Here is a 13,562-nt window from a genome sequence, read left to right as displayed (position 1 = left end):
CATGGCCGCGCCCGCCTCCTCCGCGAAAGCCCCCGCCCCCCGCCGGCTGCCGCTGGCCAACGTCCACTGGCTGGTGGGCAAGGAGCTGCTCGGCCTGTGGCGCGACCGGGCGCTGCTGGTGCTGGTGGTCTATGCCTTCACCGTCGCCATCGTGCTGCAGGCCAACGGCATGAAGCACGATCTCAACCGCGCCGCCGTGGCGGTGGTGGACGAGGACAATTCCGCCCTCTCCAACGCCATCCTCGACGCGCTGCTGCCGCCCTCCTTCCAGCGCCCGGTGCCCATCGCCCCGCAGGACGTGGACCCGATGATGGACGCGGCGCGCTACACGTTCGTGCTGAATTTCCCGCCCAACTTCCAGGCGGACGTGCTGGCCGGCCGCAGCCCCGAGGTGCAACTGCTCATCGACGCCACGGCGCTGATGCAGGCCGGCCTCGGCGCCAACGATATCTCCGCCATCTTCCAGACCGAGGTGAACCGCTTCGTCCTGCGTCATTCGGAAGGGGTGGCGAGCCCGGTCAATCTCCAGATCCGTGCCGCCTTCAACCAGGGGCTGGAATCCTCCTGGTTCACCGGCACCATGGGCCTCATCACCAACATCACCATGCTCTCGGTGCTGCTCGCCGGCGCGGCGCTGATCCGCGAGCGCGAGCACGGCACGCTGGAGCATCTGCTCGTGCTGCCGGTGCGCCCCTCCGAGATCATGCTGGCGAAGGTGGTGGCGAACGGGGCGGTCATCCTCGTCGCCACCCTCGTCAGCCTCATCGCGGTGCTGAAATGGGTGCTGGGCGTGTCCATCGCGGGCTCGATCCCGCTGTTTCTCGCCGGTGCCGCGCTCTATCTGTTCTTCACCGCGTCGCTTGGCATCTTCCTCGGCACGCTGGCCGGGTCCATGCCGCAGTTCGGGCTGCTGTTCTTCCTCGTGGTGCTGCCCATGAACATGCTGTCGGGCGGGTTCACGCCGCTGGAGAGCATGCCCGAATGGCTGCAGGTGGCCATGCAGGCCTCGCCCTCCACCCAGTTCGTGGCCTTCGCGCAGGCCATCCTCTACCGGGGCGCGGGGCTGGAAACGGTGTGGCCGCGCTTCGCCGCCACCTTCGGCATCGGCGCGCTGTTCTTCGCCGTGGCGCTGGCCCGCTTCCGCACCTTCCTCGCCGCGCAGCAGTGAGGAAGGGGGTTGCCTCCGCTCAGGCGCCGCGCGGGCTCTGGGCGTTGCCTTCGCTCAAGCGCCGCGCGGGCTTCAGATGTAATCCACGAAGGAGGCGAGCTGCTCCTGGGAGAGGTCGCGCATCTGGGCGAGGGTGTAGGTGTCGAGCACCGTGCCGATGGCGTCGCGCACCCGCACCATGAGCAGGCGCACCTCGCAGGTGGCGATGTCGCAATCCTCGCACGGCTCGTAGGCGTTGCGGCTGGCGCAGGGGAAGGGCGCCAGCGGCCCGTCGAGGGCCCGGATCATCTCGCCGACGATGATGTCGTCCGGCGCCTTGGCGAGCCGATAGCCGCCGAGCTTGCCCTTCTTGGACGAGAGGAAGCCGGCGTTGCGCAGCTCGCCGAGGATCACGTCGAGGAATTTCTTCGGGATATTGTTGGCCTCGGCGATGTCAGCCACCTGCGTGGAGCCGCCGGGCGGCAGACGCGCCAGGTGGACCGCCGCCTTGAGACCGTATTTTCCCTTTTTCGTCAGCATGGAGCGCCCTCTTTCGGGCTTATGGGGACATCGCGCGTCGCCGTCAACGGCGGCCACGTGAAATTCGGGGCGGCGTCACTTGCCGCCGGAGCCGTCCTTCAGCTCGTAGCGGCTCATCAGCGGCGCCTGGGCGATGGCGAAGGCAAAGGTCAGCGGCAGATAGCCGAAGGTCTTGAAGGCGACCCAGGTGTCGGTGGAAACCGACCGCCACACGATCTCGTTCAGCACCGCCATGACCAGGAAGAAGATGCCCCAGCGGATGGTCAGCTTGCGCCAGCCCTCCTCGGTGAGCTTCACCATGCCGTCGAAGACGTAGGGCAGAAGCGGCTTCTTGAAGTAGAGCCCGCCCAGCAGCAGCACGCCGAACAGGGCATTCACCATGGTCGGCTTCAGCTTGATGAAATGGTCGTCCTGAAGCCACAGCGTCAGGCCGCCGAACACCATGACCACCAGCGCCGACACCAGCGGCATCACCGCGATGCGGCGCGCCAGCACCCACATGGCGCCGAGCGCCAGCAGCGTCGCCACCATGAAGACGCCGGTCGCCACATAGATGCCGCCGCGCCCGTTGGCGATGAAGAACAGCACCAGCGGGCCGATCTCCAGGCCGATCTTGAGCCACGGACTCATCTTGCGGGGGGCGGGCGAGGAGGCGGGCGCGGGCACTGGAGCTTGTGATTGGGTCATTCAGGCGGGCCGGCAGGAGAAAAATACCGCCAATCCCGGCGGTTCAGCCGGAACGGCGCGACGTCACCCATGTGGCGCGTGTCGGGCCAACAATCAAGCCGCGCGCGGGTTCAGCGCAGCGGACCGAGGCACGCGACCAGCTCCGGCCCCTCCTTCGGCACCCGCGCCTGCAGCCGGGACGCGAGGCGCTGGACGCCGGCGGTGGGGTTGCCGGCATCGCGCCGGTGCGGATTGGGCAGCATCACCGCCAGCAGCGCCGCCTGCCGGGCGTCCACCTGCGCCGCCGGGATGCCGAAGGCGCGTTCCGCCCCGGCCTGCACGCCGAACTCCCCGTTTGGCCCCCACTCGGCGATGTTGAGGTAGATCTCGATCAGCCGCCTTTTGCTCACCACCAGATCGAGCCAGATGGCGAGCGGCATCTCGATGGCCTTGCGGATGAGGGCCCGCCCCGGCCAGAGGAACAGGTTCTTGGCGATCTGCATGGGGATGGTGGAGGCGCCGCGGGTCTCCTCCAGATCGTCGGCCTTCTCAAGCGCCTCGCGCAGCTCGCCGATGTCGATGCCGATATTCTGGCAGAAGCTCGCATCCTCCGAGGCGATGACGGTGCGCACCAGCGCTGGCGACATCTTCTCGATGGGCGTCCACACGCGCTCCACCCGCTCACCGGTGATCCAGCGGCCGATCATCAGCGTCGAGACCGGATTGACGACGTTGTAGAGGACGGAGAGCAGCAGCGGGATGGCGGCGAGGACGAGCACCACCCGAAGCACCAGACGGATCATCCCCAGCCCTCCCCGCCGCCATGCGGCTTGACCTTGCCCCCTGGTTGGGGCACCCGGTGGCCCCCGTCAACGGTGCGCCCCGCCCGGGCGTTCCCACCTTGCCCTTCTCAGCCACGCTAGGCCACCCGGTGACCTCTTCCCTCAAGGATCGTCTCGACGCCGCCGCCGCCATCACCGAAACCCGGCTCGCCGCCGCGCTCGGCGCGGCAGCGCTGCCCGGCGAACGGCTGCGGCCGGAGCGCCTGATGGGCGCCATGCGCCACGGCGCGCTGGGCGGCGGCAAAAGGCTGAGGCCCTTCCTGGTGATCGAGGGGGCGGCCCTGTTCGGCGTCACGGCGGAGGCTGCCGTGACCGCGGCTACCGCCATCGAGTGCGTGCACTGCTATTCCCTCGTCCATGACGACCTGCCGGCCATGGACGACGACGACCTGCGCCGCGGCCGCCCCACCGTCCACAAGGCCTATGACGAGGCCACCGCCATCCTCGCCGGCGACGGGCTGCTGACGCTCGCCTTCGACCTGCTGGCGGGCGAGGACACCCATCCCGATCCCGCCGTGCGCATCGCGCTGGTGCGCGCGCTGGCGCGGGCCGCGGGCATCGGCGGCATGGTGGGCGGGCAGATGCTGGACCTCGCCGCCGAAGGGCGATTTACCGGCGGCACGCCCCTCGCCCACGGCGAGGACGCCATCCGCGACCTGCAGGCCATGAAGACCGGTGCCCTGCTCGCCGTCTCGGCCGAGACGGGGGCGATCCTCGGCGGCGCGGATGCGGGCCAGCGCGCGGCGCTCCTTGCCTATGGGCGGGCGCTGGGCGCGGCGTTCCAGATCGCCGACGACATCCTCGACGTGGAAGGCACGGCGGAAGAGGTGGGCAAGAAGGTGGGCAAGGATGCCGCCGCCGGAAAGGCGACGCTGGTCTCCCGCCTCGGCCTGCCCGAGGCGCGCCGGCTGCTGGACCGTCTGGTGGCGGAAGCGGCGGACGCCCTTGCGCCGTTCGGCGCGCGCGGCGAGATCCTCGCCGAGGCCGCCCGGTTCGTGGCCGCGCGGCGCAGCTGAGCGCATTTTCGGAAGGGAGCGGCCGGCAAACCGGCCGCCTCCAAAGGCGTCCTCAGAGGGCCCTCCTCAGACCGCGAGGTCGCGCCTGTCCTCGACGGTGGAATCGGCGCGCATCCGGTAGACCATCGGCACGCCGGTGAGCACCTCGCGCTTCATGATGCCTTCGGGAGACAGCTTCTCCAGCACCATGATGAGGGCGCGCAGCGAATTGCCGTGGGCGGTCACGATCGTCGTCTCGCCCCGCAGCACGCGCGGCAGGATCTCCTGATTGTAATAGGGCAGCGTGCGGGCCACCGTATCGCGCAGGCTCTCGCCGCCGGGCGGGGGGATGTCATAGGAGCGGCGCCACACATGCACCTGCTCCTCGCCCCACTTGGCGCGGGCGTCATCCTTGTTGAGGCCGGAGAGGTCGCCGTAGTCCCGCTCGTTCAGCGCCTGGCTGGCCAGCGTCTCCACGCCCTCCTGACCCATCTCGCCGAGCACCAGCGACAGGGTGCGCTGGGCGCGGGAGAGGAGCGAGGTGAAGGCGATGTCGAACTTCAGGCCTTCGGCCTTCAGGAGCGCGCCCGCGCGCTTTGCCTCCGCGACGCCCTGCTCGGTGAGGTCGGGGTCACGCCAGCCGGTGAAAAGGTTCTTCAGGTTCCACTCGCTCTGCCCGTGACGGACGAGGACGAGGATGCGATCCGACATGAAAAGTCTCCAGACACTCAGAAATCGGCGAGGCCGAGCACGTCGGCCATGGAATAGAGCCCCGGCTCCCGCTTGGTCTCTCCGCATTTCGTCCAACGGGCGGCGGCAAGCGCGCCATTGGCGAAGAGCGTGCGGTCCTCGGCCTTGTGAACCAGTTCGATGCGCTCGGCGGCGCCGGCGAAGATCACCATGTGCTCGCCCACCACGGAGCCGCCGCGCAGGCTGGCAAAGCCGATATTACCCTTTACCCGAGGACCGGTGATGCCGTCACGGCCGCGCTCGGAGCAGTCGTCGAGCCTGCGGTTGCGGCCCGCCGCCGCCGCCTCGCCCAGCAGCAGCGCGGTTCCCGAAGGGGCATCCACCTTCCGGTTGTGATGCATCTCCACGATCTCGATGTCGAAGTCGTCGCCCAGCGTCGCCGCCACCCGGCGGGTCAAAGCGGCGAGCAGGTTCACCCCGAGGCTCATGTTGCCGGACTTGACGATGACCGTGCGCAGCGCCGCATCGGCGATGGCGGCATTGTCCTCGTTGGAGAGGCCGGTGGTGCCGATGACATGGGCAATCCCGGCCTCGGCGAGGCGGCCGGCGAGGCGCACCGTGGCGGCGGGGGTGGAGAAGTCGATCACCACGTCGGCGCCGTTCAGCGCCGGGGCGACGTCGCTTTCCACGGTGACGCCGCTCGGAGCCGCGCCTGCCATCAGGCCCGCATCCTCGCCGAGATGGGGGGAGCCGGCATATTCGAGCGCGCCCACGAGCTTCAGCCCCTCGGTCTCGGCGATGGCGCGGATGAGGGTGCGGCCCATGCGGCCGCCGGCCCCGGCAATGACGATGCGCAGATCGGTCACGGGTGTGTCCTTAAGATGGGCCGCGCTCAGGCGGGTGGCAGCTCGCGCCCGGTATAGCCGGAGATGATGAGGAAGTCGGCCACCGACGCCTCCTGCCGGATCGCTCGCGCCTTCTGGTAGGCGGGAGAGAAATAGCACGCGCGCGCCGTCGCCACGTCCTTGAACGCGGTGACGACATACCGTGAACGGCCATGGCCTTCCAGAAGATGATTGCGCCCGCCGCGCACCAGGAACCACGCACCGTATTCGGTGAAGGCCTCGGCAGCGGCAGCGGCATAGTCCTTGTACCGATCGGGATCGGTCACATCCACCTTGACCATCCAGTAGCCGCGCGGGTTGTCGGCCGTACCCTCCGGCGGCTCCGGCGAGAGCTGCGGGCCGTCGAAGCCCTCCACCGCGGCGAGGTCCGCGATGGCGGTGGCCCCGCGCAGATCGCGCACAGGCCGGTAGTCGGGCGCGTCGTAGAGGGTGACAGCATCCTCATACGAGGGCAGTTCCACCAGCACGTTGCGATGGCGCTTGATGCCTTCGAGCTGCTCGAAATCGCCGCCGCGAATCACGTAACGGAAGCCGTGCGACCGGGCGTAGGCGAAGGTCGCCTCCCGGTAGGTGATGTAGTCCACCGGATTGACCACATCGAGATTGAGGAACCAGTAGCCCTTTGCCATCGCTCCGCCCCCGTCACGCACCCTGAAGTTCGGCAAGGATCGCCTGCGCCGCCGCGACCGGGTCCTCGGCCGCCGTCACCGGACGGCCCACCACGATACGGTCGGCACCCGCCGCCAGCGCCTCGGCCGGCGTGGCGATACGCTTCTGGTCGCCCACCGCCGCCCCCTTCGGCCGCACGCCCGGCGTCACCACCCGGCGGTCGGGGCCGAGGATGGCGCGCACCATGGCGGCGTCGGTGGGAGCGCAGATGACGCCGGCGATGCCGGCATCCCGCGCCTGCCCGGCGCGCAGGCGCACGGTCTCGGTGACGCCGCCGACGACGCCGGTGGCGGCGAGGTCGGCATCGTCATAGGAGGTGAGCACGGTGACGCCCAGCACCTCCAGCTTGCTCCCGGCGGCACCACGCGCGGCGGCGGCCATGGTCATGGGGTAGGCGTGCACGGTGAGAATGTCGAAGCCCCGCTCGGCGGCGGCGGCGGTGGCCCGCTCCACCGTGTTGCCGATGTCGTGCAGCTTGAGGTCGAGGAACACCTTCTTGCCGGCAGCGATGAGGTCGGTGGCGAGGTCGATGCCCCCCGAGACCGCCAGCTCCAGCCCGATCTTGTAGAAGCTCACCACGTCGCCGAGCTGCGCGACGGCAGCCTCGGCGGCGGCGACGGAGGGATAGTCGAGGGCGACGATGAGCTTGTCGCGGACATCCGCGCGGATCGGGGTGCCCTGAACAACCTGCGTCATGCCGTCTCCTCCATTGCGCGCCAGCGGTCCGGCCGCCGCGCGGGACCCGCGCGGAACCAGCAACCGCCCCCGACCGGTGGCTGGTCGTGGACGCGGGAGATGGGGTAGCCCGCCAGGTGGCACAGAAGCAAGGTGCCGACGCCGCCATGGCCGACGAAGAGGAGGCGCTGTCCCGCCCCGCCGAAGGCCGCCAGCGCCGCCTCCACCGCCGCGACGATGCGCGCCTGCGCATCCACCGCCCGCTCCCAGCCGCGCACGCTCTCGGTGGGGCGGGCGAAGAAGGCGTCGGCCATCTCTTGGAATTCGGCTTCGGGCAGGTAGCCGGTGGCGGAGCGGTCGTTCTCCTCCATCCTGTCGCGGATGACCACCGGCAACCGGAGGGGCGTGGCGATGAGCGCCGCCGTCTCCTTCGCCTTCTCCTCGGTGGAGGAGATGACATGACTGATGCCGGAGAGATCGAAGCGCGCGGCAAACGCCAGCGTGCGCGCCCGCCCGACGGCGGACAAGCCCCAGCGCGGCACGGGGACGGCCGGGTCCACCTGGACCTGAGGATGGGTCAGATAGAGGAAATCCGTCACGGGCGGCACCGGCGGCGTAAGACCGGCGCCGGACCGGCCGGGAAGAGGATCAGGGCCGGCGATAGGCCCAGACGCGGGCCGGGGGAATGTTGCGCCACACCCGCGGCGAACGCTCGCCCTCGATGGCGCCCGGCAGCAGCGGGACGGGCGAGACCACCGCATAGGTGAACTGCACGAAAGGCATACCGGAATGGGAGAGGTCGAACGCCTCGTTGACCATCCGGTGGCGCTCGCTCTCCGGCATGGTGAACAGCGGCAGCGACGAAATGGTGCCCACCGCCTTGCCGGGCAGGCGATCCTTCAGCGTCTTGCCGAGCTGGTAGGCATCGCCGTTGATGACGGTGACGCCGGGATAGCGCAGGCGCAGCAGGGCGCAGAATTCGGGATTGTACTCGATCAGGAACAGGCGCTCGGGGGCGAAACCCCGCTGGATCAGCGCCTTGGTGACCGGGCCGGTGCCCGGTCCAAGCTCGATGACCGGGCCATCCATCTTGGGATCGAGGTAGCTCGCCATCATCTTGGCGAGCGCCGGGCTCGAGGGCGCGACCGCGCCGGTCTTGAGCGGATTCTGGAACCACGACTGCAGGAAACGCACCTCGTCCTTGAGGTTCGGCTTCTGGAGCAGGGGCTTCTGGAGCGGCCTGCGGTGGTCGTGGGACTGGAGCATCAACTGCACCTCGGGGCGCCCGAGCGGGTCGGATATCAGGCGCTTAGACGGGAAAGGGGGCCGGGTCAAGGTTCGCGGTTCGGGCGCAGGGCCCCGTGAAGCAGGTTGTCGAGGGCTGTCGCGAGGAGATCCTCCTCGGAAGCGACGAGAAAGGCGGAGCAGGTGAGCTTCAGGCTGACCATGCCGTGCAGGACGATCCAGAAGGTCAGCGCGAGGCTCTCGATGTCGAGCCCGTCCCGCAGCCGCCCGGCGGTCGCGAGATCCTGGAACACGCCGCCGATTAGCGCGAATGCCGCCGCCCCGGCCGCATCCTTTCCGCCCAGAGCGGTGGCCGCGAAGCCCGGCTCCATGAAGATCAGCCGGTAGGTCTCGGGCTCGGCGCGCCCGAACGCCGCATAGGCGAGCCCCAGGGCCTTGAGCCGCTGGAGCGGGTCCACCGTCTTGCCGGCTTCGGCCAGGGCGTCGAGCAGGGCGCGCATGCCGGCCTCGCCGAGCTCGCGGGCGATGGCCTCGCGATTCTCGAAATGGAGATAGAGCGCTGCCGCCGAATAGCCGGCGGCCTCGGCGATCCGGCGCATGGTGAGCGCTTCGAACCCCTGGTCGAGAACGATCCGGCGCGCCTCGGCGAGGATGCGGGCGCGGGCATCTTCCTTCCGACGGGCGCGCGTCGAGCCGCCGGCGGGCGGAGGCGAGGACTTCACTTCGGACACGACGGCTCCCTGCCGCTTGACATGAACAATGTTCAGTTTATGAACGATGTTTAGTGAACATTGTTCAGGACCCCACCATAATGACCCCCCCCGCTCCCCTGCAAGCCGTGGACGCGCCCCGAATCGCCCTCGTCGGGGCGACTGGCGCCATCGGCGGCAGTATCGCCCAGGCCCTGAGCGCGGCCGGCACGCCGTTCGCCGTGGTCGGACGCTCCGCCGCCGGCCTATCGGCCGCCTTCCAAGGGTACCCCCTCGCCACCCCGCGCGTCTGGAACCCGGAGGACATGGCCAGCCTGCGGGCCGCCGTGCGCGGGATGGATACGCTCGTGCACATGGTTGGCGTGCCCTATGACGCCTTTCACCTCCACCCTCGCCTCATGCGGGCCGTGATCGAGGCGGCCGAGGCGGAAGGGGTGCGGCGGGTGCTGCTCATCGGCACCGCCTATCCCTTCGGCCGGCCGCAGGCGGCGCGCGTGGACGAGAGCCATCCGCGCATGCCGCACACCTTCAAGGGGCGGATGCGCAAGGAGCAGGAGGACATCCTGATGGAGGCCGACGCGCGCGGTGCGCTGCGAGGGCTGATCCTGCGCCTGCCCGATTTCTACGGCCCCGGCGTGGAGCGCAGCTTCCTCGCGGACCTTTTCGCCGCCGCCGCGGCGGGGCGCCGGGCCAAAGTGGTGGGGCCCATCGACACCCCGCACGAGTTCGTCTTCGTGCCGGACGTGGGGCCGGTGGTGCGGGCCCTGCTCGGCCGGGAGGAGGTTTTCGGCCGCAGCTACAATCTCGCGGGGGCGGGCACCATCACGGTGCGGGAGGTGGCGCGGCAGGCCTATGCTCTGGCGGGAAGCGCGCCGAAGCTCATGGTCGCGGGCAAGACCATGCTGCGCCTCGCCGGCCTATTCGATCCGGTCATGCGCGAGCTGGTAGAAATGCACTATCTGATGACAGAGCCGGTGATCTTCGACGGCAGCGCCCTTGAAAGGGCCATCGGCCCCCTCGCGAAGACATCCTATGCCGACGGCATCGCCCGATGCATGGAAGCGGCGCGCGCCGGCTGACCGCCAGCGGGGATCAGGCCCCCTCGCCGGCCGCGCCCTGGAAGAATTCCTTCACCTTGGCGAAGAAGCCGGCGGATTCGGGATGGGTCTCGCCGGAGCTTTCCTTGTCGAATTCCGCGAGCAATTCCCTCTGACGCTTGGTCAGCTTCTGCGGCGTCTCGACCACCACCTGCACATACATGTCGCCGGCGGAGCGCGAGCGCAGGATGGGCATGCCCTTGCCGGAGAGGCGGAAGCGCTTCTGCGACTGGGTGCCCTCGGGAATTTTCACCTTGGTCTTGTCACCGTCGATGGTCGGCACTTCCACCGCGCCGCCCAACGCCGCCGTGACCATGGAGATGGGCACGCGGCAATAGAGGTCCGCCCCCTCCCGCTGGAAGAAGGCGTGCTGCTCGATGGACAGGAAGATGTAGAGGTCGCCCGCCGGCCCGCCGCGCACGCCGGCCTCGCCCTCGCCGCCGAGGCGGATGCGGGTGCCGTCCTCGACACCGGGCGGGATCTGCACCGAGAGGGTGCGCTCGCGCGTCACGCGCCCCGCGCCGGCGCAGGCGCCGCACGGGTCCTCGATGACGCTGCCGCGACCCTGGCAGGTGGGGCAGGTGCGCTCAAGGGTGAAGAAGCCCTGGGCATGGCGGATCTTGCCGGCGCCGCCGCAGGTGCGGCAGGCCTTCGGCTGGGTGCCGGGCTTGGCGCCGGTGCCGTTGCAGGCCTCGCAGGCGACGGAGGTGGGGATCTTGATCTGCGCCGTCTTGCCGACGAACGCTTCCTCAAGGGTGATCTCCATGTTGTAGCGCAGGTCCGAGCCGCGCCCGCGCTGCTGGCCGCCGCCACCGCCGCGCCCGCGGCCCATGGCGCCGCCGAACAGATCATCGAAGATATCGGCGAAGGAGGAGGCGAAATCGTTGCCGAAGCCGGGTCCGCCGCCGCCATTCTCGAACGCGGCATGGCCGAAGCGGTCATAGGCGGCGCGCTTCTGGGGGTCCTTCAAGACCTCGTAGGCCTCGTTGACCTCCTTGAACATCACCTCGGCTTCCGCATCGCCCTGATTGCGATCGGGGTGCCACTTCATGGCGAGCTTGCGGTAGGAGGCCTTCAGCACCGTCTCGTCGGCGCCGCGATCGCAGCCGAGGGTTTCATAATAATCGCGCTTGGCCATCGTCTGCCTTCACCTGCCACACTGGCACTTGCCACGCCGGCTCTGTCTTGAGCGGCCATCCTGCAATAGCGATCGGATGCCGGTCCCCAGCCTCACGCACCCCGCTCAGCATCTGGAAGAAGGGTCGGCGCTGCGTCCGGCCTGCGCCCGGTCAATCCGGGGAATAACGCCTGAAACGGCGCGAATCAAATGGCCGCCGCGGCGGCGAAAGACCGGCGGGGCTCGCCCGCCGGTCCTTTTCAAAGTCACGCAGACTTCTTCTTGTCGTCGTCGACCTCGGTGAACTCGGCGTCCACCACGTCGTCCTTCTTGGCCGCGCCGGGCTCCGCGCCGCCCTGCTGGGCCGCATACATGGCCTCGCCGAGCTTGAGGGAGGCCTGGGCGAGGGTGTTGGTCTTGGCGGTGATCGCCTCCACGTCGTCGCCTTCCAGCGAGGACTTGAGGTCATTGAGCGCCGCCTCGATGGCACCCTTCTCCGCCGCGCCGACCTTGTCGCCATGCTCGGCGACGGCCTTCTCGGTGGAGTGGACGAGGGCTTCAGCGTGGTTCTTGGCTTCCACCAGGGCCCGACGCTTCTTGTCCTCGGCCGCGTGGGCCTCGGCGTCCTTCACCATCTTCTCGATGTCGGCGTCATTCAGGCCGCCCGAGGCCTGGATGCGGATCTGCTGCTCCTTGCCGGTGCCCTTGTCCTTGGCGGAAACCTGCACGATGCCGTTGGCATCGATGTCGAAGGTCACCTCCACCTGCGGCACGCCGCGGGGCGCCGGGGGAATGCCCATGAGGTCGAACTGGCCGAGGATCTTGTTGTCCGCGGCCATCTCGCGCTCACCCTGGAACACGCGGATCGTCACCGCAGTCTGGCCATCCTCAGCCGTGGAGAACACCTGGCTCTTCTTGGTCGGGATGGTGGTGTTGCGGTCGATGAGGCGGGTGAAGACACCGCCCAGCGTCTCGATGCCCAGCGACAGCGGGGTCACGTCGAGCAGCAGCACGTCCTTCACGTCGCCCTGGAGCACGCCCGCCTGGATGGCGGCGCCGATGGCGACCACCTCGTCCGGGTTGACGCCCTTGTGGGGCTCCTTGCCGAAGAACTGCTTCACCACTTCCTGCACCTTGGGCATGCGGGTCATGCCGCCGACGAGGACGACCTCGTCGATCTGCCCGGCGGTGAGGCCGGCATCCTTCAGCGCGAGCCGGCAGGGCTCGACGGTCCGCTGGATGAGGTCATCCACCAGCGCCTCGAACTTGGCGCGGGTGAGCTTCATGGTGAGATGCTTCGGGCCGGTCGCATCCGCCGTGATGAAGGGCAGGTTGATCTCGGTCTGGGTCGCGGACGACAGCTCGATCTTGGCCTTCTCGGCGGCTTCCTTCAGCCGCTGGAGGGCGAGCTTGTCGTTGCGCAGGTCGATGCCCTGCTCCTTCTTGAACTCATCGGCGAGGTAGCCGACGAGGCGCATGTCGAAGTCCTCGCCGCCAAGGAAGGTGTCGCCGTTGGTGGACTTCACCTCGAACACGCCGTCGCCGATCTCCAGCACCGACACGTCGAAGGTGCCGCCGCCGAGGTCATAGACCGCGATGGTGCCGGCCGACTTCTTGTCGAGGCCGTAGGCGAGAGCCGCCGCGGTGGGCTCGTTGATGATGCGCAGCACCTCGAGGCCGGCGATGCGGCCGGCGTCCTTGGTGGCCTGGCGCTGGGCGTCGTTGAAGTAAGCGGGGACGGTGATGACCGCCTTCTCCACCTTCTCGCCCAGGAACGACTCGGCCGTCTCCTTCATCTTCTGCAGGATGAAGGCGGAGATCTGCGAGGGGGAATACTTCTTGCCGTCGGCTTCCACCCAGGCGTCGCCGTTGTCGGCGCGCACGATCTGGTACGGCACAAGGTTCTTGTCCTTGGCGACGGTCGGGTCGTCATAGCGGCGGCCGATGAGGCGCTTCACCGCGAAGAAGGTGCGCTCGGGATTGGTGACGCTCTGCCGCTTGGCAGGCTGACCGACGAGACGCTCGCCGTCCTCCGTGAAGGCGACGATGGAGGGCGTGGTGCGCGCGCCCTCGGCGTTCTCGATGACTTTCGGGGTGGACCCCTCCATCACCGCGACGCAGGAATTGGTGGTGCCGAGGTCGATACCGATGATCTTGGCCATATGATTCTCCTTGCCGGCAGGCCGACCGGGCCCTTGCGGCACCCGAGGTGGAGGGCCGCGAGCCCCTCTCGCGACCGATCCGCCGGCCCCCTGAAACTTTAG

At 69.0% G+C, this 13,562-nt stretch carries 15 protein-coding genes; 3 read left to right on the top strand and 12 right to left on the bottom strand.

Features of this window, described 5'->3' with window-relative positions; all coding sequences use genetic code 11:
• The first annotated feature begins 1 nt into the window (after window position 1).
• The gene (locus tag A37E_RS0110245) at window positions 2-1,168 is read left to right on the top strand and encodes an ABC transporter permease (protein WP_051678919.1); all 1,167 of its coding nucleotides are present in this window, start codon (window positions 2-4) and stop codon (window positions 1,166-1,168) included.
• Between the two features lie 72 nt (window positions 1,169-1,240).
• Here the strand turns inward: A37E_RS0110245 and A37E_RS0110240 are convergent, their stop codons facing one another.
• The 3 genes from A37E_RS0110240 to A37E_RS0110230 form a co-directional block, all read right to left on the bottom strand.
• Window positions 1,241-1,687, bottom strand: a complete 447-nt coding sequence (locus A37E_RS0110240; RefSeq protein WP_024281239.1) for an Rrf2 family transcriptional regulator — start codon at window positions 1,685-1,687, stop codon at window positions 1,241-1,243.
• 75 nt (window positions 1,688-1,762) lie between these two features.
• Window positions 1,763-2,317 (bottom strand): septation protein A, encoded by a 555-nt coding sequence (locus A37E_RS0110235; RefSeq protein WP_245279438.1) that lies wholly within the window; start codon window positions 2,315-2,317, stop codon window positions 1,763-1,765.
• Window positions 2,318-2,484: 167 nt separating this feature from the next.
• Window positions 2,485-3,156, bottom strand: coding sequence for a transglycosylase domain-containing protein (locus A37E_RS0110230; protein WP_156026283.1), 672 nt, complete (start codon window positions 3,154-3,156; stop codon window positions 2,485-2,487).
• Window positions 3,157-3,284: 128 nt separating this feature from the next.
• Here A37E_RS0110230 and A37E_RS0110225 point away from each other — a divergent pair, with 128 nt between their 5' ends.
• Window positions 3,285-4,211: a polyprenyl synthetase family protein gene (locus tag A37E_RS0110225; RefSeq protein WP_029556491.1), complete on the top strand. Its 927-nt coding sequence runs from the start codon at window positions 3,285-3,287 to the stop codon at window positions 4,209-4,211.
• A 66-nt stretch (window positions 4,212-4,277) separates the two neighbouring features.
• Here A37E_RS0110225 and A37E_RS0110220 read toward each other — a convergent pair whose 3' ends face one another.
• The 7 genes from A37E_RS0110220 to A37E_RS0110190 form a co-directional block, all read right to left on the bottom strand.
• The gene (locus tag A37E_RS0110220; protein ID WP_029556490.1) at window positions 4,278-4,901 is read right to left on the bottom strand and encodes a 2,3-bisphosphoglycerate-dependent phosphoglycerate mutase; all 624 of its coding nucleotides are present in this window, start codon (window positions 4,899-4,901) and stop codon (window positions 4,278-4,280) included.
• Window positions 4,902-4,918: 17 nt separating this feature from the next.
• The gene (dapB, locus tag A37E_RS0110215) at window positions 4,919-5,746 is read right to left on the bottom strand and encodes a 4-hydroxy-tetrahydrodipicolinate reductase (protein WP_029556489.1); all 828 of its coding nucleotides are present in this window, start codon (window positions 5,744-5,746) and stop codon (window positions 4,919-4,921) included.
• A gap of 26 nt (window positions 5,747-5,772) precedes the next feature.
• The gene (locus A37E_RS27700) at window positions 5,773-6,414 is read right to left on the bottom strand and encodes a DUF1330 domain-containing protein (RefSeq protein WP_029556488.1); all 642 of its coding nucleotides are present in this window, start codon (window positions 6,412-6,414) and stop codon (window positions 5,773-5,775) included.
• 13 nt (window positions 6,415-6,427) lie between these two features.
• Window positions 6,428-7,150: an orotidine-5'-phosphate decarboxylase gene (gene pyrF, locus A37E_RS0110205; RefSeq protein WP_051678918.1), complete on the bottom strand. Its 723-nt coding sequence runs from the start codon at window positions 7,148-7,150 to the stop codon at window positions 6,428-6,430.
• On the bottom strand, window positions 7,147-7,728 hold the full coding sequence (locus A37E_RS0110200) for a histidine phosphatase family protein (protein WP_029556486.1): 582 nt from the start codon (window positions 7,726-7,728) through the stop codon (window positions 7,147-7,149). Before A37E_RS0110200 ends, pyrF begins: the two co-directional genes overlap by 4 nt.
• 49 nt (window positions 7,729-7,777) lie before the next feature.
• Window positions 7,778-8,395 carry an rRNA adenine N-6-methyltransferase family protein gene (locus A37E_RS0110195; RefSeq protein ID WP_024281248.1) on the bottom strand — a complete coding sequence of 206 codons (618 nt, stop codon included), beginning with the start codon at window positions 8,393-8,395 and terminating at the stop codon, window positions 7,778-7,780.
• A 65-nt stretch (window positions 8,396-8,460) separates the two neighbouring features.
• Window positions 8,461-9,105, bottom strand: coding sequence for a TetR/AcrR family transcriptional regulator (locus tag A37E_RS0110190; RefSeq protein WP_051678917.1), 645 nt, complete (start codon window positions 9,103-9,105; stop codon window positions 8,461-8,463).
• An 80-nt stretch (window positions 9,106-9,185) separates the two neighbouring features.
• Between A37E_RS0110190 and A37E_RS0110185 the strand changes: the two genes are divergently transcribed.
• The gene (locus A37E_RS0110185) at window positions 9,186-10,163 is read left to right on the top strand and encodes an NAD-dependent epimerase/dehydratase family protein (protein WP_156026282.1); all 978 of its coding nucleotides are present in this window, start codon (window positions 9,186-9,188) and stop codon (window positions 10,161-10,163) included.
• 13 nt (window positions 10,164-10,176) lie between these two features.
• Here A37E_RS0110185 and dnaJ read toward each other — a convergent pair whose 3' ends face one another.
• Window positions 10,177-11,319, bottom strand: a complete 1,143-nt coding sequence (gene dnaJ, locus A37E_RS0110180) for a molecular chaperone DnaJ (RefSeq protein WP_029556483.1) — start codon at window positions 11,317-11,319, stop codon at window positions 10,177-10,179.
• Window positions 11,320-11,564: 245 nt separating this feature from the next.
• On the bottom strand, window positions 11,565-13,460 hold the full coding sequence (gene dnaK, locus A37E_RS0110175) for a molecular chaperone DnaK (protein ID WP_029556482.1): 1,896 nt from the start codon (window positions 13,458-13,460) through the stop codon (window positions 11,565-11,567).
• Window positions 13,461-13,562 lie beyond the last annotated feature (102 nt).

This window comes from Xanthobacter sp. 91 (assembly GCF_000702385.1).
GTDB lineage: Bacteria > Pseudomonadota > Alphaproteobacteria > Rhizobiales > Xanthobacteraceae > Xanthobacter > Xanthobacter aminoxidans.
This window is presented reverse-complemented; position numbering and strand designations above follow the sequence as displayed.